Source organism: Leclercia barmai, assembly GCF_049312895.1.
Lineage (GTDB): Bacteria > Pseudomonadota > Gammaproteobacteria > Enterobacterales > Enterobacteriaceae > Enterobacter > Enterobacter barmai.
Map to the genome: position 1 here is coordinate 568,902 of NZ_JBMNWZ010000001.1, position 21,691 is coordinate 590,592.

Sequence of the window (21,691 nt, forward strand, 5' to 3'; positions counted from 1 at the left end):
TTTTTGACCTTGTCCAGTTTTGTTGCCTGGGGAAATCGCCTCCGACGGGATAATTTATGCGCCATGTCACAAAAGCTGCTACACTCCGCTGCTTCGCGACACCGTGGTTTTTGTCCTTCTATTTGTCACTATCTCCCTGAAAACTACACCTGAAAATGGTCGGGGCGGTTCGGAGTTGTTATGTCTTTTGATACCCTTGGCCTAGACCCGGAAATTCTGCGCGCTGTAGAAGAGCAGGGCTACCGCGAACCTACCCCTATTCAGCAGCAGGCCATTCCTGCCGTGCTGGCCGGTCGCGATCTGATGGCCAGCGCCCAGACCGGAACCGGTAAAACCGCCGGCTTTACCCTGCCGCTGCTGCAACGCCTGATCCAGAAAGAGCCGCACGCCAAAGGCCGTCGCCCGGTGCGCGCCCTGATCCTGACCCCGACCCGTGAACTGGCCGCCCAGGTGGGTGAGAACGTGCGTGAGTACAGCCGCTATCTCAACATCCGCTCGCTGGTGGTGTTCGGTGGAGTAAGCATTAACCCACAGATGATGAAACTGCGCAGCGGCGTGGACGTGCTGGTGGCGACCCCGGGCCGTCTGCTCGACCTGGAACACCAGAACGCCGTGAAGCTCGACAGCGTGGAGATCCTGGTCCTCGATGAAGCCGACCGCATGCTCGACATGGGCTTTATCCACGATATTCGCCGCGTGCTGGCAAAACTGCCTGCCCGCCGCCAGAACCTGCTTTTCTCTGCCACCTTCTCCGATGAGATTAAAGGCCTGGCCGAAAAACTGCTGCACAACCCGCTGGAAGTGGAAGTGGCGCGTCGCAACACCGCCTCCGAGCAGGTGACCCAGCATGTGCACATGGTGGACAAAAAGCGCAAGCGCGAGCTGCTTTCCCAGATGATTGGCGAAGGCAACTGGCAGCAGGTGCTGGTCTTCACCCGTACCAAACACGGTGCGAACCACCTCGCAGAACAGCTGAACAAAGACGGGATCCGCAGCGCGGCCATCCACGGCAACAAGAGCCAGGGGGCACGTACCCGCGCGCTGGCCGACTTTAAATCCGGCGACATCCGCGTGCTGGTGGCAACCGACATCGCCGCCCGCGGCCTGGATATCGAAGAGCTGCCGCACGTGGTGAACTACGAGCTGCCGAACGTCCCGGAAGATTACGTTCACCGTATCGGTCGTACCGGTCGCGCGGCGGCCACGGGCGAAGCGCTGTCGCTGGTGTGTGTCGATGAACTCAAACTGCTGCGCGACATCGAACGCCTGCTGAAAAAAGAGATCCCGCGTATTGCTCTCGACGGCTATGACGTGGACCCGTCGATCAAAGCCGAGCCGATCCAGAACGGACGTCAGGGCGGTCGTGGTCAGGGCGGTGGACGCGGGCAGGGCGGCGGCGGTCGCGGTCAGCAGCCACGCCGTAGCGAAGGCGGCGCGCCGAAAGCGGCCAGCAAGCCACCGCGTCGCGACGGTGATGCGAAACCGGCAGGTGAAGGCCAGCGCCGACGCCGTCCGCGCAAACCTGCCAGCGCGCAGTAATCTGGAAGCCCGGTCGTAAAGCCGGGCTTTTCTTTTGCGGCTCGCTTAAGAAAGTGCCACAATAGTGGCTGTTTATACAGTATTTCAGGTTCATCATGGCTTTAACCGCCGCGCTGAAAGCGCAAATTGCCGCCTGGTATAAGGCGCTGCAACAGCAGATCCCCGACTTTATTCCCCGCGCTCCGCAACGGCAGATGATTGCCGATGTGGCAAAAACGCTCGCCGGTGACGAGGGTCGACATCTGGCAATTGAAGCCCCGACCGGGGTCGGTAAAACCCTCTCCTACCTGATCCCCGGCATCGCCATTGCCCGGGAAGAGCAAAAGACGCTGGTGGTGAGCACCGCCAACGTCGCCCTGCAGGATCAGATCTACAGCAAAGACCTGCCCCTGCTGCGCAAAATTATCCCCGAGCTGCGCTTTACCGCGGCCTTCGGGCGCGGGCGCTATGTCTGCCCGCGCAACTTAGCGGCGCTGGCCAGCACCGAACCCACCCAGCAGGATCTGCTGGCGTTTCTCGATGACGAGCTGACCCCCAACAACAAGGCCGAGCAAGAGCAGTGCGCGAAGCTGAAAACCGATCTGGACGGTTACAAATGGGATGGCCTTCGCGATCACACCGATCAGGCCATCAGCGACGATCTGTGGCGCAGGCTCAGCACCGACAAGGCCAGCTGCCTGAACCGCAACTGCCACTACTATCGCGAATGCCCGTTCTTTGTCGCCCGCCGGGAGATCCAGGAGGCCGAAGTGGTGGTCGCCAACCACGCCCTGGTGATGGCGGCGATGGAGAGCGAAGCCGTCCTGCCGGACCCGAAAAACCTGCTGCTGGTGCTGGATGAAGGCCATCACCTGCCGGACGTCGCCCGCGATGCGCTGGAGATGAGCGCCGAAATCACCGCTCCGTGGTTCCGCCTGCAGCTGGATCTGTTCTGCAAGCTGGTGGCGACCTGCATGGATCAGTTCCGCCCGAAGACCATTCCGCCGCTGGCGATCCCGGAGCGCCTCAGCGAGCACTGCGAAACGATTTACACCCACATCGCCTCGCTGAATAACATCCTCAATCTCTATCTTCCTGCCGGTCAGGAGGCAGAGCACCGCTTTGAGATGGGTGAGCTGCCGGATGAAATCATGTCTCTTTGCCGCGAACTGGCGCAGCTTATCGAAAAACTGCGCGGGCTGGCGGAGCTGTTTTTAAACGATCTGAGTGAGAAAACCGGCACTCACGACGTGGTGCGTGTCCACCGGGTGTTGCTGCAGATGAACCGCGCCCTGGGCATGTTTGAAGGGCAGAGCAAGCTGTGGCGGCTGGCATCGATGGCCCAGGCCTCCGGTGCGCCGGTCACCAAGTGGGTGACGCGGGAAGTCAGGGAGGGGCAGGTGCACCTCTTCTTCCACTGCGCGGGGATCCGCGTCAGCGATCAGCTGGAAAAGCTGCTCTGGCGCAGCGTCCCACACGTGGTGGTCACCTCCGCCACCCTGCGCTCCCTGAACAGTTTCTCGCGGTTGCAGGAGATGAGCGGCCTGAAGGAGAAAGCGGGGGATCGCTTTGTGGCGCTTGATTCGCCGTTCAACCACTGCGAGCAGGGCAAAATCGTCATTCCGCGCATGCAGTATGAGCCGCTGATCGACAACGAAGAGCAGCACCTGGCCGAGATGGCGGCCTACTTCCGCGAGCAGCTGGAGAGCAAAAAGTACCCCGGCATGCTGGTGCTGTTCGCCAGCGCCCGGGCGATGAATCTGTTTTTAACCTTTGTTACCGACCTGCGCCTGCTCCTGCTGGTGCAGGGGGATCAGCCCCGCTACCGGCTGGTGGAGCTGCACCGCAAGCGCATTGAGGCCGGGGAGCGCAGCGTGCTGGTGGGGCTCCAGTCCTTTGCCGAAGGGCTGGATCTGAAAGGGGATTATCTGACCCAGGTCCATATCCACAAGATTGCCTTTCCGCCTATCGACAGCCCGGTGGTGCTCACCGAGGGCGAGTGGCTGAAAAGCCTGAACCGCTTCCCGTTTGAGGTGCAGAGCCTGCCCGCGGCGTCGTTCAACCTGATCCAGCAGGTCGGGCGTCTTATTCGCAGCCACAGCTGCTGGGGGGAAGTGGTGATCTACGATAAACGTCTGCTGACCAAAAACTACGGCAAGCGGCTGTTGAACGCTCTGCCAGTCTTCCCTATCGAGCAGCCAGAAGTGCCTGAGGTAAAAAAACGCCCGGCAAAACTGGCCGCCGGGCGGAAGAAAAGCGTCCATGCTAAGAGGCGCGGTCCTACTGGTAAGTGAAGGTAATCAGCACCACGCTGGTAAACTGTCCGGCGGTGACGGGGGTTTGCGAGGTGTAATAGCGCGCCGCCATCGGAAAATCAGCGCTGTGGGTGACCGGGTCGATCACCGCATTAAATCTCGCTTGCGGGGCCAGAATGATGGAGTCGGTGCGATCTGCCAGCTCCAGCGCCAGTCCTGTTGCCGTACCGGTGTTGGCAAACTTGAACGGGTGGTGTTGATCACGCTGCCCGTCGACGCTGATGGTCGCCAGCGCCAGGTTTGGCGGGCAGTTCGACAGGGTAATATCAAAATTCTTCCACTCTCCGACATCACCGATGGCCTTAAAATCACTGGCGATGGCCTGACCCAGGTCAACCACCTTGTTCTGGCTGGTGCTGTCTAACTGACAGGCGGTGTCGTAAATATTGCCCTGGATGCTGAGTGACACATCGGTGGCCTGCGCGCAGGCGCTGGCAAGCAGGACTAAAAGGGCGACGTATTTCATCGGAGTCCTCTTCATCGGTATTCAATGTCGATGGTGGCGACGACGTTGGCTTTGCCTGCCGTCACCGTATCGCTGAGCTGGTAATACTGTGCCTGGAAGGGCAGGCTGAACGGCTGGCCCGGCACCGTCTGGTTGCCAAACGGGACCGGGTAGTCGTAGCGCATCCCCGCGCCGCCCACCAACAGTCTTACGCCCACGCCGGTGGCGCTGTCGCTGCCCGGGACGAGGTTCAGCACATCGTCACCCGGGTCAATGTTTGTCGCCCCGTTGGGGCTGGTGATTTGAGCGGTCATCGTCTCCACGGCGTTACAGGTGGCGTTCAGGCTGAACGTTTTCCAGCCGGTGTAACTTCCTACCCGGGTGAACTGGGTTACGGGGAAATCCCCCAGATTAACGATCAGGCTGGATTGATCCACCGAGCAGGTTGTCGCCTTCAGCGCCAGATTACCGCCATAGCGCACGGCATTCAGATGCCCCAGCTGTTCATCGGGATAGATCCCAAGCGACCAGATGCCGTTGCGTATGGTCATCGTCTGCTGGCTGCTGGTGTTCGCCGTTTTAACCAGTTGCAGGGTCAGAGGCACATTAAAGCTGCCGGAGCCATCATTGCTGACGTATCCCAGCGGTGTACTTCTGCTGTCGCAGTGGGCGGCGCGGCCGCGCACCGGCTGCCCGGCGCTGTTCAGCAGTTCAATACCAATCCCCTCCACGCCGGTGCGGTACACCCCCGGCATGCCCGGCACCTCTTCCCCTTCACCGAGATGGCAGGCGGTAATGGGTTTTCCGCTGTCGGCAGCGTCGCAACTGCCTTTCACCGTATGCGAGCGGGCAGAGCCGGGAATGACGCTACCGACGGTCAGGGTGTCAGACACCGTCAGCGTGCCCGGCGTACCGTTCCAGGGCAGATCCGCCGTGGTACAGGCCGCTTTCGCCTGGGGCATAAACAGCCACAGGGCGGCAAACAGGGCCAGCACGCCGCTAAATCGCAGTGGTTTCATCTTCTCTCCTCGCCGTTCAGACGCATTGCGCGGTGGCGTTGATCACCGGATCGCTTGAGTGGGACGGCAACTGATAGTGGGCGGAGCAGTGGGCGCTGGCGCCTCTGCCCCAGCTGACGTTGACCGTGCCGCGCTCACGCATCCCGGTCAGGTAGACCTGTCCGCCGTCGCCGACAATAAACTCGCCATTCTCATGGGCCGGGGCGGCGGTGGCGCCAAACGGCACCGGATGCCCGTCGGACCGGGTGAGGGTCAGCAGCACCCGGCTGCCAACGCGAGTATCAAAGCTGGCGCGCACCACCGCCCCCCGGGTCGGGGTAACCACTTTCGTTGCCTGACCGACGTCCGCCCCTGAAGGCAGGCTTTCGGTATCCAGAGTGACGGTGTTGTGATGGTAGGGCGTAACGTAGGGCACGATGGCGTAGCCGCGATAGTCGGTTTTGACCCCGGTCTGGTTGTCGATCCCAGTTCCGCTGGCGCCGGGCGCCTCGACCAGCGCGACGGTATCGCCCATCGGCTGGCCGAAGGTGACGCCGTGAGCATGGGCAATCACGCTTCCCTGCACCCCGACATTGAGCTGGTGCTGCTGGTTATCCTGGGAATACCCGGCCGTCATCTCGCCGTAGGTCGCTTTGTAATCGGTGTTCAGGTTGCTGCTGTAACCCGAGTCGTGGCTGTGGCCCTGCTGCACGCCCCAGCTGAGATTGTTGCCGGCAAGGGCGGTGCCGCTCAGGCCGACGCTCTGGGTAGTGTCATGTTTGCTGTTGTTGAGGGTGTAGTTCACCCAGGTATTTTTCAGCCAGTGATCCAGCGGCACCGAGACGTTCAGGCCGATGGTCTGTTCGTTTTTCTGCTCATCATCGTCCTCGTTATCCTGGGTATTTTTGCTCAGGCCATAGTTGAGGCCGTAGCTGATGCCGTTCCAGCTGCCGTTGTAGCCCACGCTAAGCGAGGTCATGCTCTGGTCGCTGTGCCAGTAGTTTTCTTTCACCAGACTCAGGGTCAGCGAGCCCAGCGAACCGCCCAGCGACTGATCGACAGTAGCCTCCTGACGGTCGCGGCGCCCGTCGGGGGGCGTCCAGTCGTCATCTTTGGTGTAAGAGTTCATCACATCCGACATCGTGGCGTATCCGTCGCTGTTGTAGCGATAACCGGCCAGCGAAAAGTGGGTGCCGGTGGTGGCGAAGTCTTTGCTGTAACGCACCCGCCAGGCGCGGCCCTGGGTGGACTTTTCCCCCTGCATGCGCAATTTCGCTGCGGTCACATCCACCGAAAACGCCCCGAGGTCGCCGATGTTTTTCCCGGTGCCGAGCGCCAGGGCATCGTAATACTGACTGGTCTGCATGCCGCCATAGAGGGTGATATCGTACGGCAGGCCGTAGATCCCGGTGCCCTGCAGGAACGGCGTTTTCTCCACGCTGTCGTCATAGCTGCGATAGCGTCCGCCGGTCAGGCTGTATTTGAATCGTCCTTCACGCTGCAACACCGGCACCGAGGCGTAAGGCACCACAAAGTGCTGCTCGCTGCCGTCGGTCTCTTTCACGGTGACGTTCAGATCCCCGCTGCCCCCGGTGGGGTAGAGATCGTTAATCTCGAACGCCCCCGGGGCGACATAGTTCTGATAGATCACATACCCGTTCTGGCGAACCACCACCTGTGCATTGCTGTGCGCTACGCCACGAATGCGCGGCGCGAAGCCTTTCATGCTGTCCGGCAGCATATCGTCATCCGAGGCGATCTGCGCCCCGGTGAACGACAGGCTGTCAAACACGTCCGACGGGGTCGAGCTTTGCCCGAAGGTGACGACGCTGCCCAGCGACAGGATGTTGCGCTGGGCATAGCTGTACACCGAGGATAAATCGCGCTGCGTCGAGTCATCGTCCCGGGTCTGGCTCCATGTGGTGTAGTTGCGAAAACGCCAGGCACCCAGATTCACCCCTGGACGCAGGTTCAGGTATTCGTTGCGCTGGTGACTTCCGTCATCCCCCCGGCTGTGGGTATCCCCGGCGGAGTAGCTGTAGTTCAGCAGAAACGCGTTGATGCCGTTGTCCATCTCTTCCGGGGGCACATACCCGTGCGGAACCGGGATGATGGCCGCCTGCGGGATGCTCAGCAGCAGCTGCTGCTGGCCGGGTCGGAAGGTGGCGCTGGCGTCTGGTAACCCAGAGAGATCGACACAGTCATCACCCTTTGTGACGCTGAATTTATCGCTCTGGATATCCAGGCTTTTGAGGGTCTCCACGGACAGGCAGGGCTGGAGGATGCTCTCTCCTTTTGCCGACTTTTGCAGGGCAAAGGTGATTTTCTTGTTGGCGATTTTGTTGTTATTCACATAGACATCCACCTGGTACTCCCCCGGCGCGATACCCGGGCCCGACTCGTACAGCGAGAGGTCGGGTTTGCCCTGGTCGGGGGCGTCGATATCAAGCATTGCCGGGTTGAAGTAGTCCTCCGCCAGCACCTGCTGCACGCCAAGGCCCAGCGCCGCACAGCCCAGCGCAATGCGCAGGGTGCGGGCATGGTTACGTGGCGCTTTGGTTGTATAGTCCCAGGGCATGGCGGTTCCGGCAGTTACTGGAGGCTGGCAGACCAGGCGTGGCTCACCGCGCCATAGTCGTTGATGATTTTCCAGCTGACGCGGGTAGCGCTGATCCCACCCGGCACGGCGAAATGCGCGTCGCTGTCGGGGGCGACCCAGCTGATGTTGTCGACTTTTTTGCCGCCCAGCGTGATCTCCTGGAAATTCATGTAAAACGGCGTCGGGTTGCTGACGATGAGATTGTTGCCCTGTTTATGCCAACGCAGTTTATCCGCCACCTCGTCCGGTTTACCGGCGATCCCCTCCGGGCGGTAGATCAGCTTAATGCGCGTTTTGATGGCAATTTGCAGGGTGTTGGTGTTCTCGTGATGCGCGGTGGACGGAATCGATTTGATGTTCAGCCAGTAGAGCGATTCGCGATCGGTGGGCAGATTGCCGCCGGTATGCACCACGCGCAGGACATTGTCCTGGTGCCCATCCAGACGGAACAGCGGTGGTGTGATCAGGAACGGCGCTTTTTCCCGGGCGTGATCCTGGCTCTCTACCCAGGATTGCACCAGGTAGTCGAGGTTATCGGGGTTAGAAATTCCCAGCGACGCTTCTTTTTTATCTCCCTGATAAATTAAGCGGGTCCCTTCAATAATGACCCCGGCGTGCGCGGCGGTTGTCATTAATAACAGGGAGGCGATCAAAACAGATTTACGCATGACGGGACTCTGAATCAAAAAGAACGGCGCCCGGTCGCATAACCAGGCGCCGCCTTATTAGTTATACATAACGGTAAAGGTGGAGACGGCATTAGCCGGGCCGGCGGTGATGGTGCTGCCGGTCTGGATATAGCGTGCGCCAAAGACCAGATCGTTGGTGGTAGTGCCCGACTGCAGCGTATAGCTGGTGGACGGGCTGTATAAGCTCAGTGGATTCTCGGTTTTGTCCAGCAGCTGGATACCGACACCGGTCGCCGCGCCGGTACCCGGCGTGACGGCCAGTACGTTGGCATTGGTGCTGTCAGCAGAGCCGCCAAAGGTGATGGCGGCGCTGGTGATGGTTTCCGGGCAGTCTTTCAGCTGAATGTCGAAACGGGTGGCCGACGTGGTGGAGCCCGAGCCGGTAAAGGCCGTTTGCGACACTTTGCCCAGGGAAACATCCAGCGGGCTGCTGACGCCGTTGACCACCTGACAGGCGGAATCGATGATTTCGCCGGTGAAGTTAATTTGCCCCTCGCCGCTGTTTGCAGCCCAGGCAGAGACAGAACAACATAACGCAGTGGCAATAAAAGTGCCGGTAACGATTTTACGCATAATAATTCCTGAATAAATGCCGGTGTTAATAACATCCGTTGTGATTAATTGATAAATAAAGGGGCGAAACTTTATTGGCGCTAATTTACGTAAGTTTTGGTTGGCTATTAACTACTGCCCTGGCCACTAATGATTTGAATTGGGGTTGTATTATTATTTTTTCTTTAATTACAGAGTGATGGCTTGAGATGGAGGGGAAAGGGGGCGCAAAATCGATAAGAGAAATGTCTGTCCGCCGTCACCTTATCGACGCTATAGTGTTAATAAGATGTCGCAAGGAGAGTTGTCGTGGATTATCGCAAAATTATCAAAGAGGTTGGGCGAGGCAAAAATCACGCCCGCGACCTGGATCAGGATACCGCCCGGGGTCTTTACACCCGGATGCTGAACGGCGAGGTGCCGGACCTGGAGATGGGCGGCATTTTGATCGCGCTGCGCATTAAGGGCGAAGGCGAAGCCGAGATGCGCGGCTTTTATGAAGCCATGCAGGCGCAAACCCTGCGCCTGACGCCCCCGGTTGCTAAGCCGATGCCGGTAGTGATCCCCAGCTACAACGGCGCGCGCAAGCAGGCCAACCTGACGCCGCTGCTGGCGATCCTGCTGCACAAGCTCGGGTTCCCGGTGGTGGTGCACGGCGTGAGCGAAGATCCGACCCGCGTGCTGAGCGAAACCATCTTCACCCTGCTGGGCATTGAGCCGACCCGTCACGGCGGCCAGGCGCAGGCGAAGCTGGACGGGCATCACCCGGTCTATATTCCGGTGAGCACCCTCTGTCCGCCGCTGGAAAAACAGCTGGCGATGCGCTGGCGCATGGGGGTGCGGAACAGCGCCCACACCCTGGCGAAGCTGGCGACGCCCTTTGCCGAAGATGCCGCGCTGCGCCTTTCCAGCGTCTCGCACCCGGAATATGTCACCCGCGTGGCGACCTTCTTTGCCGATATCGGTGGCAGAGGGCTGCTGATGCACGGCACGGAAGGCGAAGTGTATGCCAACCCGCAGCGCTGTCCGCAGCAAACGCTGATTGATGCGGCGGGTACCCGGGTGGTGCTGGAGCGTGGGGATGAGAACAGCAATGTCTCTCTGCCGCAGGCGAAAGATGCCGAAACCACGGCGCGCTGGATAGAAAGCTGCCTTGCCGGGCGCGAAGCGGTACCGCACTCCCTGAAGCTGCAGATGGCCTGCTGCCTGCTGGCGAGCGGCCAGGTGGAGACGGTCGATGCCGGGCTGGCGCGGGTTAACCAGAGTTTTTAAATAAAAAAAGCCCGTCCAGCGATGGACGGGCCAAAAAAACAACAAAGGGTCAATGAGGGTTGGAGCAGCCCGCCAGCGGACCGGCGAGCGGGGCAGAGATAAGGGTCAGGTTATTTGTAGATAACCGCAGTGCCGCTCAGTTTGTTGTTAGTGTTAGCGGAGGTAATGGTGTAACCAGTCGCGCCAGCTGCTTCTGCTTTCGCCGCCAGGCGTGCTTCCAGACCGTCCAGGGTGGTCGCGCCTTCCGCACTGACCACACCGATTTTGTTCATGCCGCTTGCCTGGGCCGCAGTCACAGATTCCGCAGCGAAAGCACCGAAAGACAGCGTGGTCAGGGCAAGAGCAGCAACAGCATATTTGATGGTTTTCATGGTTAATATCTCGCAGGTTATTCTGTTAAGGGGACGTTGTTCCATCGATGTGATAAGTATCACGCTTTTTTGCGAGAGATAAAATCGAAGAGAATTGACGTCATCCTTCGAAAAATTTGAATGACAAATAAGTTATTGAATATTAATAAATTCAATGAATGGATTTACGTTTCTTGCCGTTGCGCTTTACAGAAGAGGCGATGAGGGCACGTTTCGACAAACCAGGGGCTAAAATTCGTGCGCAAGCAAGTAATCGCTTGCGTGGCCCCGCAGCCGTCATGCCAGTCATCGCAGCTGGCTGTCTTTGGATCCTCTGCGATTATATCCTGCGTGGGATGCATTATGTGAATCTTTCTCCTGCTGACAGGCGATGCACAGCCGCACGCCGGGCACGGCTTTACGCCGCGCTTCGGGGATCGGCTCCTCACACTCTTCGCAGAATTTCAGGCTCTCGCCTCGCGGAATTTCGCCCCGCGCCCGGGCCACTGCGTCTTCAATGGTACTGTTGATCTGTTCGTTAACGGCGTCATCATTCGCCCAACCGGAAGCCATAAACCCCTCCTGACAGGTTATTGCGCTGTACAGTGACTATGGGGTCAAAAAACGTACAATCAAGGCAGGTGACTAGATTTCAGACCATTCGCGCAGCAGGTTGTGATAGAGATTCAGCAGGGAGAGCACTTCGTCACTTTCGCCGTGGCGGGCGCGCAGGGTCTGGATATTGCGGTCGAGGTCGAACAGCATCGCGCGCTTTTTATCGTCGCGGATCATCGACTGGATCCACATAAAAGAAGCCACCCGCACGCCGGCGGTCACCGGGGTCACGCAGTGCAGGCTGCTGGAGGGATAGAGCACCAGATCCCCCGCCGGGAGCTTCACGCTGTGCTGGCCGTAGGTGTCGTTCACCACCAGTTCGCCGCCTTCGTAGCTGTCGGGGTCGCTTAAAAAGAGGGTGGCGGAGAGATCGGTCCGCATCCAGCCGCTTTGCGGGTGGCTACGCACGGCGCCGTCAACGTGAAAGCCGTAGGTCTCCTGCTGCTGGTAGCGGTTAAACAGCGGGCTGGAGATCTGGCGCGGCAGGGCGGCGGCAAAAAAGAGCGGGTGCTGATTCACCGCCTGCAACACGCTGGCCTGCAAGGTGGCGTACAGCGGGCTTTGGGTGTCCACCTGCTGGTTGTTTTTTACCTGTGCGCCCTGGTTGCCCACCGTGGCGCGCCCGTCGATCCACGGGGCTTGCTCCAGCTGGGCGCGGAACTGCGCCACCTCATCGGCGTTCAGCACGCCCGGAATGTGATACATCATAAAGATTCTCCGTAGCGTGGGGCTAACGCCCCACGCGCTAACAGAAGTGCACTGAAACGTGGGGGGCAACCCCCCACGAATGATCAGAAGTGCATGTTCGCCGTTAACATAAAGGTGCGCGGTTCGCCCGGATGGTAGCGGTAACCGCTCTTGTTGATGGAGGCGACATAGTCCTCATCAAACAGGTTGTAGACGTTGAGCTGCATATCGAGGTTGCGGTTGACGCGATAACCCAGTTTGGCATCGGCCACCCAGTAACCTTCGGTAAACGACGGGGTACCCACCGCGCCGTCAGAGCCGCGGTGCATGCTGCCAATATAGCGGGCACCTGCGCCAACGGAGATATCATCCGTTGCCTGGTACTGGCTCCACAGCGTGAAGGCGTGTTCCGGGGTATACGGCAGGGAAGAGGTGCCATCCTGCGCCACGTTGTTGCCGGTGCGCACGCTGGCGCGCTGCTGGGTATAACCGCCGATCACCTGCCAGGCCGGGGTGATGTTACCCGCTGCCGACAGTTCATAACCCTCGACGCGCTTTTTACCGTACTGCGAGTAAGTGCCGTCATCGTTCTGCTCAACTTCGTTTTCGATGTCGGTGCGGAACACCGCCGCGGTCAGCAGGAGACGTTTATCCAGCACTTCCCACTTGGTGCCCAGCTCGCTGGTTTTGGCCTTCTGCGGCTTAAAGTCGGTGCGGTTGGCGCTGCTGCCGGTGCCACCCTGCGCCAGGGCGAAGTTATTACCACCCGGCGGCTGCTGAGAGATGGCGTAGTTCACGTAGATGTTGCCGTGCTCGGTCAGATGATAAAGCGCCCCGGCTTTCCAGTTCACCAGATTGCCCGAGGTGGCCGTATCCACGGTAGTCACCGGGGAACCTTTCGGGGTCCCGGCCGGGCAGGCGACCGCCCCGCGACCGGTGCCGCCGCAGACGCTGGCGCTGTCATATTCGGTGTGGTACGTATCGAGACGAATGCCGCCGTTGAGCTCAACATCACGGGTGATCTGCAGCGTATCAAAGGCGTAAATCCCGAAGGTATCGGTCTGGCCATTGGCATTGGCGCCGTTGTTGTTCAGGCCGCCAATATCGACGTTGCTGTTCGGGTGATAGATATTGACCGGCGGCGGGGTGATGGCGTCCACGCCGTAGTTGGTCTGGTTTTCACGGGTGAACTCCACCCCGGTGCTGATATCGTGGCCGACGCTGCCGGTATAGAATTTGGTCGTCAGGTTGGTCTGGTTAGTGAGGATCTTGTTGCTGACATCTTTGGTATTGGCGAGACGCGACCAGGTCCAGGTGTCCACGTTGTTGCGGTCAGGCTGGGTGATGTTGGTCGCACCACCCATCACGGCGGTCATCAGATAATCCTGCTTCACCCGGGACCAGCGCGTGGTGTTACGCAGGGTGGTGTTGTCGTTGAAGTCGTGCTCAAACCGCATCGTGGCGGTGTCGGACGTGGAATCGTCGTAATCGGAATCGGTGCCGTAAAAGTTGCTGGTGTCCACCTTGCCGGAGTGATTCAGCGCCGCAGTGCCCGCAGAGGGTGCAGAGTAGCCCGGCAGCCCGATGGTCGGAATGCCGCCGTCCGGGGTGTTGTGCTGGGTCACATGCAGGTAGTTCAGATAGAGACGGTTTTCCGTTCCCAGGCCAAAGGCGAGGGAAGGGGCCACGCCGTAGCGTTCGTTCTTGACGTTATCGCGCCCTTCATCGTGGGTCTTTTCACCCATCAGGTTCAGACGAAACGCCGAGGTATCACCCATCACCTGGTTGATATCGACCGTACCGCGGCGCATCCAGGCGCTGCCGATGCTGGCGGAGGCATCAATGCCTGAATCCAGACGCGGCTGTTTGCTGATCATATTGATCGAGCCGCTCGGGGCGCTACGTCCGTAATCGCTGCCGGATGGCCCTTTAATCACTTCCACCTGTTCGGTGTTGAAGGTATCGCGCGTCGTGGTGCTGATATCGCGAATACCATCAACGTAGATGCTGTTCGAGGTGTCCACGCCGCGCATGTAAACCGCATCGCCGGTGGTGGAGTTGCCGTTTTCACCGGCGAAGAACGCGCCCACGCCCGGGACGTTTTTCAGGGCATCGGTCAGGTTAGTGGTGCCCTGATCTTTGAGCACCTGCTCGGAGATTACGGTCATGGTGCGGGTGGTATCGGCCACCGGACGGCTGAATTTGGCGTCGGCGGACTTCTGCGGGGCATACAGCGAAGGCTGTGCCGCTTCGACTATCAGGGTGTCGTCAGCTTTATCGTTATTCTCCGCCGCAACTGCAGAAGCCACGGGAGTAAGACCGATACACAGACCCGCGAAAAAGGTCAGCGAGTTAAAGCTGTTCGGAACGTTGCGATTTTTATCCATATTGTTTAGCGACTTATAATTTTTAGTATTGAGTTTTCATTACGCTGTCAGGCAGGTCTGGGCCTGTTCCTGTGCCACGTGAATAACCGTAATGAACCTACAAATGATAATAATTGTGATAAATATTATCATTTGGCGTGACTTTTTATCACTGTCGCCAACAAAAGGAAATACGTAAATTTACATTGGCTGCTAAAAATCTTCACAAAGTGGAGTTTGGGCAAAAAATGAACTGCACCCCGGGGGATGCAGTATGCAGTGCAGAGAGAGGAACTATTTGTAGATGGTGGCGGTACCAAACATGGTGTTGTCGCCGCTGGCAGAGTTCACAACATAGCCTTTAGCACCCTGTTCACGCGCTTTTTCAGCCAGTTTATCCTGCAGGTCATCGAGATTTCTTGCGCCAGAAGCCTGCACGGTTCCGGCGGGTCTCAGTTGACTGGTATCGCCGCTGCTGAGTGATTCGATCGACCATGCAGCAAACGACGCACCTGCCAGTGAAGCGGCAGCCAGCATTACCAGGTATTTTTTCATAATCACTTCCTCTGATTGACAACGGGTGATGCACACTAAGTGTAGAACGGGTCAGAGTGTGATTTAGTGCAAAAAATTGATGATGATCTGCTTATTTTTTGAACAACATATTTTGACAATTCCATGACAAATCAGATACATACAGGTGACTGATTTTTGGTGGTTTATTCTGTCGCGCAGAGAAATATTTACCGTTGCGCCCGCAACGGGTATCTTACGCCGCTGTTTACAGGAGAACGCCATGACACCCGAAAAGCCGGGGTTGCACCCACGCAACCGCCACCGTAGCCGTTACGACATGAATGCCTTATGCGAAAGCTGTCCGGCGCTGCGCGAATTTATCACCCGGACGCCAGCAGGAGAGCCGACGGTGAACTTCGCCGATCCGCAGGCGGTAAAGACGCTGAACAAAGCGCTGCTGATGCATTTCTACGGTGTGGCCCAGTGGGATATTCCGGACGGCTATCTCTGCCCGCCGGTGCCGGGGCGTGCCGACTACATTCACCATCTCGCCGATCTGTTGGCGGAAGGCAATAACGGTGAGGTGCCGGCTCAGGCGACGATCCTCGATATCGGCACTGGCTCGAATCTGATCTACCCGCTGATTGGCGCGCATGAGTACGGCTGGCGCTTTACCGGCAGCGAAGTGGACACCCAGGCCTTCGCCAACGCCACCGCCATCATTAACGCGAATCCCGGCATGAGCCGCGCCATTCGTCTGCGTCGTCAGAAAGAGGCTTCGGCGATCTTCACGGGCGTGATCCACAAAAACGAACAGTACGATGCTACCCTGTGCAACCCGCCGTTCCATGATTCAGCGGAAACCGCCCGGGCTGGCAGCGAGCGTAAGCGCCGTAACCTTGGCCAGGCGGCCGACGGCGCGCTGAACTTTGGCGGCCAGCAGCAGGAGCTGTGGTGCGAAGGGGGGGAAGTGGCCTTTATCACGAAGATGATTACCGAGAGCGCCCAGTTTGCCCGCCAGGTGAAGTGGTTTACCACTCTGGTCTCCCGCAGCGAGAACCTGCCGCCGCTCTACCGCGCCCTGACCGACGTCGGCGCGGTTAAAGTGGTGAAAAAAGAGATGGCCCAGGGTCAGAAGCAGAGCCGCTTCATCGCCTGGACCTTTATGGATAACGCCAAACGCCGCCAGCGTTAAGCGTCTTTCCCCTCACCCTAACCCTCTCCCCACAGGGGAGAGGGAACAGTCAGGTACGGTTCTGGATCTGGGTGTTCTCCCCCGTCGGCGACGGCAGGAGCTGATACATCTGCACCGGCATCCGCACGTTAGCCAGGTCGAAGTGCTTTTTCACCATGCTGTCGAGGGCGAAGCGCACCGTCCACTGCTTCAGCGGCTGGGTGGTAAAGGACACGCGCAGGGTAAAGGCGGTGCTGGTCAGGCCGACAATCCCGGCAAATGAGGGCTCACCGATAATCAGCCCGCGAATATCTTCCCTTTCCAGCAGTTCATCCACCGCCGCTTTCAGCGCGCCCTGCGCTTTTTCGGCATCTTCATGCCTGTCCACATCGTAGTTCGCCACCACCGACCCGATGCCGCGCACGAAGTTGGCGAAGGTGGTGATCGAGGACCACGGGATGATGTGGTACGCCCCGGTATCCTGCCGCACCCCCACCGAACGAATCGACATCCGTTCCACCGTGCCGGTGAGCGGCCCGATGGTTACCAGATCCCCGGTATTCATCCCGTTTTCAAACTGAATAAAGATCCCGGTGATGATGTCTTTCACCAGCGTCTGGGAGCCAAAGGAGATCGCCAGCCCCAGGGCCCCGGCACCCGCCAGCAGCGGGGCGATATTGACGCCAATTTCCGACAGCACAATCATGATGGTAATGGTGCTAATGATCACCGCCAGTGCGTTGCGAAACAGTGTCAGCAGGGTGCGGGCGCGGGCGCTCGGCAGCGGGCGGCCATGAATATCCGAGGAGAGCCGATTCTCGATCAGGCTCGCCAGGATGGTCCAGCCGATGGCGGAGAAGAAGAGGATCAGCGCGATGCGGATCAGAATATCCACCGTCTTTTCACCCGCGCCGTTGTGCAGCCAGTTCCAGAAGTCGAACAGTCCCCAGGCGCTGAGCAGCAGCATGATGGCGATGCAGACCGTCAGGATCCGCGCCACCTTCAGCGAGACGCCGATCCAGCCGTTAAGCCGCTTCTGCAGCTCGGGGTAACTGCGCTGCACGTGCGGCGACAGGGTGATGGTTTTCGCCAGCCAGCGCGAAAGCAGCCCCGAGACGAACGCGGCAACGCCGACAATTGCCAGGCTGCGGAAGGTAGCTCCCATCATAAACTTCAGGCTGTTGCCCGGATCGAACAGGGAGAAGAAACAGAGTACGATAAAATAGGCGCTCGCCAGCCAGTGCCACACCAGGGCGAAGGCGCGAATAAACAGGCTGAAGAAGGCGAGAGAGCGGTCGGCAAGATGAAGCAACCCCTCGGTGATGGCGCGCTTGTTGTGAAAGATCAGGTACAGCGCCCAGACGGTGATGCAGAGCATAATCAGCACGTTTGCCAGGGCGCCAATCTGCACGTTGACCTGATTGGAGATAATCGGTACCGCCACCAGCAGGCCATAGCCAATGATGCCGCTCAGAAGGCTGAGGCGCAGCGACCAGTAATGCGCGGCGCTGTCGTTAATGGCGAAGGGACGCAGGTCGGGCACGCGGGGGCAAAATATCAGGCGCAGGATCGCCTTAAAGAACTCAATCAGCGCGAAGGCATTGAGGAACAGCGCCTGCTGGAAGGCAATGGTGGGATTGCCGGTGTTAAGGGACTCGCTCAGGATCTGGCCGATAAACAGGGTCAGGGCCAGCAGCAGCAGGTCGATAATAAAGGCCCCGGCGATGGTCAGCGGCAGGTGAATCCAGCTGCTGGTTTCCCGGTTCTTTTTGCGCCCCCAGCTGCCCATTTTGCGGTACAGCGGCCAGGCGCAGAGCCTCACCAGCCAGTAAAAAGCAAAGACCAATCCGGCCAGGATCAGGAACTGCTGTGCGGCGGCGGTGAAGGTTTGCGGGTTAAAGGCTTTATGCGGGGAGCCAATCAGGTTGCGGTAGAGCTGGGCGAAGCGTGTGGCGAGGGCGTCGCCATAATGGCGGCTGATATCGGTGACGTTCTCCAGCACCGTTTTCTCGTCGGCTATCTCCGGCGGGGTGATTTTGGGCACCGGCTCCTGAGGCGGCGTGGCGGCGACGCTGCGCAGCTGGCTTATCAGCTCCTGGCGCGAGGCGTCGTTTTCCAGCACGTCGGCAAGCGCAGAGTAAGCCGCCTTTTTCTGCTCAACGTCCGGTTCAGCCGGTGGGGGTGTTTGCGCCGTTGCGGCAGGCATGCCCGGCAGGCTGACGGCCTGGGCAGGCAGGCAAAACAGGCTTATCAAAAGCAGCAGGATCCAGGGCACGGTGTCCTCCGGTGACAAAAATGTGCAAAGTGATAAGTATAGAAGGCGGGCGGAAGCGGGGGGCTTTTGAGAGAATTCCGGGGGAAATCGTTGGAACCGTAGGCCGGGCAAGCGTCAGCGCCGCCCGGCGTAACATTACGAAACGTGCTGGAGGAACTCCTGCAAACGCTGGCTCGGTGGGTTCTCAATCAACGTCTGCGGATTGCCATCTTCGGCAATACGCCCTTTGTCGATAAAGATCAGACGCGAGGCCACTTTCTCGGCAAAGCCGATTTCGTGGGTCACAATCACCATCGTCATGCCTTCTTCTGCCAGGTCCTGCATAACCTTCAGCACTTCGTGGCGCAGCTCCGGATCGAGGGCAGAAGTTGGCTCATCGAACAGCATCATTTTCGGCTTAACCGCCAGCGCACGGGCAATCGCCACGCGCTGCTGCTGACCGCCGGAGAGCTCGGACGGGTAATGGTGCCCGCGCTCCGCCAGACCGACCTTCGCCAGCAGCTCTTTTGCAAGCCGCTCGGCTGCTGCTTTGTCGGCGCCGCGCACGCGCAGGGGGCCAAACATCACGTTTTCCAGCGCCGTCAGGTGCGGGAAGAGGTAAAACTGCTGGAACACCATGCCCGCTTCCTGACGGATCAGGCGCTCGTCCACTTTCGGGTCGTTAACCTTCAGGCCATCGACAATCAGATCGCCGCTGGTAATCTCTTCCAGCTTGTTGATGCAGCGCAGCAGGGTGGATTTACCGGAGCCGGACGGCCCGATAATTACTACCACTTCCCCGGTCTGGATAGTCAGGTCGATGTTGTGCAGCACCTGGGTCTGACCGAAGTGCTTGGAGACGTTTTTAAATTCAATCACAGGATTTTCATCCTTCTTTCAAGACGACGCAGCACGAAGCTCAGCGCCAGCGTAATAATCAGATAAACCACGGCCACGGCGCTCCAGATCTCCAGCGCGCGGAAGTTACCGGCAATGATCTCCTGGCCCTGACGGGTCAGCTCAGCCACGCCGATAACGATGAACAGCGAGGTGTCTTTGATACTGATGATCCACTGGTTACCCAGCGGTGGCAGCATTCGGCGCAGGGCCAGGGGCAGGATCACGTGGCGGATGGTTTCGCGACGGGAGAGACCCAGCGCCAGACCGGCCTCGCTGAAGCCTTTGTGGATCGACAGTACCGCACCGCGGGTGATCTCGGCGATATAGGCGCCGGAGTTAATCATGATGGTGACCACCGCCGCGCTGAACGGATCGATGCGCAGGTCGGTAAAGGCCATCGGCAGGGCGAAGTAGATAAACATCACCTGCACCACAATCGGCGTGCCGCGAATGACTTCGATGAAGACCAGTGCTACGTGGTTGGCTATCCAGCCGCCGTAGGTGCGGGCAAAACCGGCGACGAGGCCGATAATCAACCCGCCAACCAGACCGAGGACCGAAATCCACAGGGTCATTTTGGCGCCTTCAAGCAAGAGAGGAATGGCAGGCCAGATGGCGCTCCAGTCAAACTGCATGATGTATTCCTGTATACCGTGGTGAAAACAAAAAATGAGTCAGGGAGTTGACTCAAATTGTATGCCCGGTAAGCGCAAGCGCCACCGGGCGGTACAGTTCCTGTTTAACAGGCTGTTTTATTTAGGTTCAGTGCCGAACCATTTTTTATAGATTTCGTTGTAAGTGCCGTTCTCTTTCAGGGTTTTCAGCGCGCCGTTAACCTTAGTACGCAGCTCGTCGCTGCCTTTCGGGAAGGCGATACCGTATTCCTGAGCTTCCAGAGACTCACCGACCGCTTTGAACTTGCCGTTACCTGCGGTTTTAATGAAGTAGAGGATGTTTGGCGTGTCGTGCAGAACCGCGTCAGCACGGTTGGTGCCCAGTTCCATATAAGCGTTGTCGATGTTCGGGAACTGGCGCAGGTCTTTGGTTTTGATGTTTGCTTTCGCGTAATCAACAGAACCGGTACCGCTCTTCACCGCGACCACTTTGCCGTCGAGATCTTTCGCGCTCTTCACGTCGTTGTTGTCGGCTTTAACCATCACCAGCAGGCCGCTTTTGTAGTAGCCGTCAGAGAAGTCGATGGCTTTTTTACGTGCGTCAGTAATGGTGATACCGGCCAGCGCCAGGTCAACGTTTTTGGTTTGCAGTGCCGGAACGATACCGCTGAAGTCCATTGGCTTCAGGGTGTAATCCAGTTTCAGCTCTTTGGCGATAGCCGCCCACAGATCCACGTCAAAACCAACGTACTGGTCGCCCTGTTTAAATTCGAACGGTACGAAGGCGGTGTCGGTAGCAACAATCAGTTTCTTATCAGCAGCCTGCGAAGAGACCGCAAAAGCCAGGGTAAGTGCAGCCAGTGAAACTTTTAATACAGACTTCATAGCATTTCCTTTTATATCCACGGGGCGATCCCCTGCGAGAACGAACGGCTCTATGAAAAAATCGTGCCAACTTTACAAGGTGTTGTTTTTGCAAGGACGGTACGGATTTCATTGCACAAAAAAGGTAGCAAAGGCAGCAAATTGCACCATAACGAAGCACTGTTTTGGTGCAGCGAAACGCCATCACTAACGGTTATGCTATTTAGCGCAAATATTGACGAGAAAACAATCTTTCGTTAACGATTGTGTGAGGTGATTATTACAAACACTTTACTTTTGCGGTGGGGGAGGCGAAATGTCTGCACCATGAAAGTGCAAAACCCCCGCCGAAGGCGAGGGTCTGATAGCAAAATGCTATGGATTACTCGATGTTAGACTCGATGAACCACAGGAACTGATCCAGGTCGCGGGAGGCCGCGGTCAGGATGTCGGCGGTATCTTCGTCTTTAGCGTCGCCAATGGCTTTACGCACGTCGTTCGCGACCACGGCATAACGATCCGCCAGCTCTTTCAGGTGATCCTGAACGCTGTGGATATCCAGCGGGTAGCTTTTCAGTGGGGTTTTGCTGTTAATAACCTGTGTGGTGCCCAGCGCCACGCCGCCCAGCTGTACGGCACGCTCAGCCATGGTGTCCAGGTGAGTAGTCAGTGCGGTGCGGAAGCCATCCAGCATCTCATGCACAGCAATAAAGTTGGCACCGCGCATATTCCAGTGGGCCTGTTTAGTAATCAGGGACAGGTCAATAAACTGGATCACCTGGCGATTCAGCAACTCAATCGTCGCTTTCTTCTCGCTGTCTGACACATCGTTACGGGTATACAGCAGATTAGGTGCTTTTGTTTTTACCAGTTTAGCGGTAGGCATAATCTCATTTCCTCTTGATGTTGGCGTCCAAAGTTATTTCGAAATCAAGTATAGCACCGGCTATAGATAGCGCGACC

General features: G+C 58.3%; 19 protein-coding genes. 4 read left to right on the top strand and 15 right to left on the bottom strand.

Annotated features, from left to right (window positions below):
* Positions 1-180: 180 nt before the first annotated feature.
* On the top strand, positions 181-1,539 hold the full coding sequence (rhlE, locus tag ACOYA6_RS02655) for an ATP-dependent RNA helicase RhlE (protein WP_039029393.1): 1,359 nt from the start codon (positions 181-183) through the stop codon (positions 1,537-1,539).
* A gap of 95 nt (positions 1,540-1,634) precedes the next feature.
* Positions 1,635-3,812 carry an ATP-dependent DNA helicase DinG gene (dinG, locus tag ACOYA6_RS02660; protein WP_039029394.1) on the top strand — a complete coding sequence of 726 codons (2,178 nt, stop codon included), beginning with the start codon at positions 1,635-1,637 and terminating at the stop codon, positions 3,810-3,812.
* Here the strand turns inward: dinG and ACOYA6_RS02665 are convergent.
* Genes ACOYA6_RS02665 through ACOYA6_RS02685 form a run of 5 tightly spaced genes read right to left on the bottom strand, consistent with a single transcriptional unit; the run spans position 3,799 to position 9,137 of the window.
* Complete coding sequence (locus tag ACOYA6_RS02665; RefSeq protein WP_039029395.1) at positions 3,799-4,299, bottom strand: fimbrial protein; 501 nt, start codon at positions 4,297-4,299, stop codon at positions 3,799-3,801. The two genes, dinG and ACOYA6_RS02665, sit on opposite strands and share 14 nt — an antisense overlap.
* An 11-nt stretch (positions 4,300-4,310) precedes the next feature.
* Positions 4,311-5,297, bottom strand: a complete 987-nt coding sequence (locus ACOYA6_RS02670) for a fimbrial protein (protein WP_139564594.1) — start codon at positions 5,295-5,297, stop codon at positions 4,311-4,313.
* Between the two features lie 16 nt (positions 5,298-5,313).
* The gene (locus ACOYA6_RS02675; RefSeq protein ID WP_422653981.1) at positions 5,314-7,854 is read right to left on the bottom strand and encodes a fimbria/pilus outer membrane usher protein; all 2,541 of its coding nucleotides are present in this window, start codon (positions 7,852-7,854) and stop codon (positions 5,314-5,316) included.
* A 14-nt stretch (positions 7,855-7,868) separates the two neighbouring features.
* Positions 7,869-8,543 (bottom strand): fimbrial biogenesis chaperone, encoded by a 675-nt coding sequence (locus ACOYA6_RS02680; protein WP_139564596.1) that lies wholly within the window; start codon positions 8,541-8,543, stop codon positions 7,869-7,871.
* Between the two features lie 57 nt (positions 8,544-8,600).
* Positions 8,601-9,137, bottom strand: coding sequence for a fimbrial protein (locus ACOYA6_RS02685; protein ID WP_039029398.1), 537 nt, complete (start codon positions 9,135-9,137; stop codon positions 8,601-8,603).
* 288 nt (positions 9,138-9,425) lie between these two features.
* Here ACOYA6_RS02685 and ybiB point away from each other — a divergent pair, with 288 nt between their 5' ends.
* Positions 9,426-10,388, top strand: coding sequence for a DNA-binding protein YbiB (gene ybiB / locus ACOYA6_RS02690; RefSeq protein ID WP_422653982.1), 963 nt, complete (start codon positions 9,426-9,428; stop codon positions 10,386-10,388).
* Positions 10,389-10,498: 110 nt separating this feature from the next.
* Here the strand turns inward: ybiB and ybiJ are convergent, their stop codons facing one another.
* The 5 genes from ybiJ to mcbA form a co-directional block, all read right to left on the bottom strand.
* Positions 10,499-10,759, bottom strand: a complete 261-nt coding sequence (gene ybiJ / locus ACOYA6_RS02695) for a DUF1471 family protein YbiJ (protein WP_039029400.1) — start codon at positions 10,757-10,759, stop codon at positions 10,499-10,501.
* Positions 10,760-11,044: 285 nt separating this feature from the next.
* Complete coding sequence (locus ACOYA6_RS02700) at positions 11,045-11,311, bottom strand: DksA/TraR family C4-type zinc finger protein (RefSeq protein WP_039029401.1); 267 nt, start codon at positions 11,309-11,311, stop codon at positions 11,045-11,047.
* Between the two features lie 72 nt (positions 11,312-11,383).
* Positions 11,384-12,061 carry a PKHD-type hydroxylase YbiX gene (gene ybiX, locus ACOYA6_RS02705; protein ID WP_139564598.1) on the bottom strand — a complete coding sequence of 226 codons (678 nt, stop codon included), beginning with the start codon at positions 12,059-12,061 and terminating at the stop codon, positions 11,384-11,386.
* A gap of 83 nt (positions 12,062-12,144) precedes the next feature.
* Positions 12,145-14,427 (bottom strand): catecholate siderophore receptor Fiu, encoded by a 2,283-nt coding sequence (locus tag ACOYA6_RS02710; protein ID WP_039029403.1) that lies wholly within the window; start codon positions 14,425-14,427, stop codon positions 12,145-12,147.
* 273 nt (positions 14,428-14,700) lie between these two features.
* A complete protein-coding gene (gene mcbA, locus ACOYA6_RS02715; protein ID WP_039029404.1) occupies positions 14,701-14,961 on the bottom strand; it encodes a DUF1471 family periplasmic protein McbA in 261 nt (86 codons plus the stop codon).
* A gap of 241 nt (positions 14,962-15,202) precedes the next feature.
* On the opposite strand from mcbA, the gene rlmF reads away from it, so the two are divergent.
* Positions 15,203-16,117 (top strand): 23S rRNA (adenine(1618)-N(6))-methyltransferase RlmF, encoded by a 915-nt coding sequence (rlmF, locus tag ACOYA6_RS02720; RefSeq protein WP_039029405.1) that lies wholly within the window; start codon positions 15,203-15,205, stop codon positions 16,115-16,117.
* Positions 16,118-16,166: 49 nt separating this feature from the next.
* Here the strand turns inward: rlmF and ybiO are convergent, their stop codons facing one another.
* From ybiO to dps, 5 genes are all read right to left on the bottom strand, one after another.
* Positions 16,167-18,371 carry a mechanosensitive channel protein gene (gene ybiO / locus ACOYA6_RS02725; RefSeq protein ID WP_422653983.1) on the bottom strand — a complete coding sequence of 735 codons (2,205 nt, stop codon included), beginning with the start codon at positions 18,369-18,371 and terminating at the stop codon, positions 16,167-16,169.
* Between the two features lie 135 nt (positions 18,372-18,506).
* Entirely contained in the window at positions 18,507-19,229 is a 723-nt protein-coding gene (gene glnQ, locus ACOYA6_RS02730; RefSeq protein ID WP_039029407.1) for a glutamine ABC transporter ATP-binding protein GlnQ, read from the bottom strand.
* The gene (gene glnP / locus ACOYA6_RS02735; protein WP_039029408.1) at positions 19,226-19,885 is read right to left on the bottom strand and encodes a glutamine ABC transporter permease GlnP; all 660 of its coding nucleotides are present in this window, start codon (positions 19,883-19,885) and stop codon (positions 19,226-19,228) included. Before glnP ends, glnQ begins: the two co-directional genes overlap by 4 nt.
* 117 nt (positions 19,886-20,002) lie before the next feature.
* Positions 20,003-20,749 carry a glutamine ABC transporter substrate-binding protein GlnH gene (gene glnH, locus ACOYA6_RS02740; protein ID WP_039029409.1) on the bottom strand — a complete coding sequence of 249 codons (747 nt, stop codon included), beginning with the start codon at positions 20,747-20,749 and terminating at the stop codon, positions 20,003-20,005.
* A gap of 361 nt (positions 20,750-21,110) precedes the next feature.
* Positions 21,111-21,614: a DNA starvation/stationary phase protection protein Dps gene (dps, locus tag ACOYA6_RS02745; protein WP_039029410.1), complete on the bottom strand. Its 504-nt coding sequence runs from the start codon at positions 21,612-21,614 to the stop codon at positions 21,111-21,113.
* Between the last annotated feature and the right edge of the window lie 77 nt (positions 21,615-21,691).

Bases quoted from the DNA above. Each gene is read 5' to 3' on its own strand.
- rhlE (WP_039029393.1), top strand. From the start codon at position 181: ATGTCTTTTGATACCCTTGGCCTAGACCCGGAAATTCTGCGCGCTGTA.
- dinG (WP_039029394.1), top strand. From the start codon at position 1,635: ATGGCTTTAACCGCCGCGCTGAAAGCGCAAATTGCCGCCTGGTATAAG.
- ACOYA6_RS02665 (WP_039029395.1), bottom strand. From the start codon at position 4,299: ATGAAATACGTCGCCCTTTTAGTCCTGCTTGCCAGCGCCTGCGCGCAG.
- ACOYA6_RS02670 (WP_139564594.1), bottom strand. From the start codon at position 5,297: ATGAAACCACTGCGATTTAGCGGCGTGCTGGCCCTGTTTGCCGCCCTG.
- ACOYA6_RS02675 (WP_422653981.1), bottom strand. From the start codon at position 7,854: ATGCCCTGGGACTATACAACCAAAGCGCCACGTAACCATGCCCGCACC.
- ACOYA6_RS02680 (WP_139564596.1), bottom strand. From the start codon at position 8,543: ATGCGTAAATCTGTTTTGATCGCCTCCCTGTTATTAATGACAACCGCC.
- ACOYA6_RS02685 (WP_039029398.1), bottom strand. From the start codon at position 9,137: ATGCGTAAAATCGTTACCGGCACTTTTATTGCCACTGCGTTATGTTGT.
- ybiJ (WP_039029400.1), bottom strand. From the start codon at position 10,759: ATGAAAACCATCAAATATGCTGTTGCTGCTCTTGCCCTGACCACGCTG.
- ACOYA6_RS02700 (WP_039029401.1), bottom strand. From the start codon at position 11,311: ATGGCTTCCGGTTGGGCGAATGATGACGCCGTTAACGAACAGATCAAC.
- ybiX (WP_139564598.1), bottom strand. From the start codon at position 12,061: ATGATGTATCACATTCCGGGCGTGCTGAACGCCGATGAGGTGGCGCAG.
- ACOYA6_RS02710 (WP_039029403.1), bottom strand. From the start codon at position 14,427: ATGGATAAAAATCGCAACGTTCCGAACAGCTTTAACTCGCTGACCTTT.
- mcbA (WP_039029404.1), bottom strand. From the start codon at position 14,961: ATGAAAAAATACCTGGTAATGCTGGCTGCCGCTTCACTGGCAGGTGCG.
- rlmF (WP_039029405.1), top strand. From the start codon at position 15,203: ATGACACCCGAAAAGCCGGGGTTGCACCCACGCAACCGCCACCGTAGC.
- glnP (WP_039029408.1), bottom strand. From the start codon at position 19,885: ATGCAGTTTGACTGGAGCGCCATCTGGCCTGCCATTCCTCTCTTGCTT.
- glnH (WP_039029409.1), bottom strand. From the start codon at position 20,749: ATGAAGTCTGTATTAAAAGTTTCACTGGCTGCACTTACCCTGGCTTTT.
- dps (WP_039029410.1), bottom strand. From the start codon at position 21,614: ATGCCTACCGCTAAACTGGTAAAAACAAAAGCACCTAATCTGCTGTAT.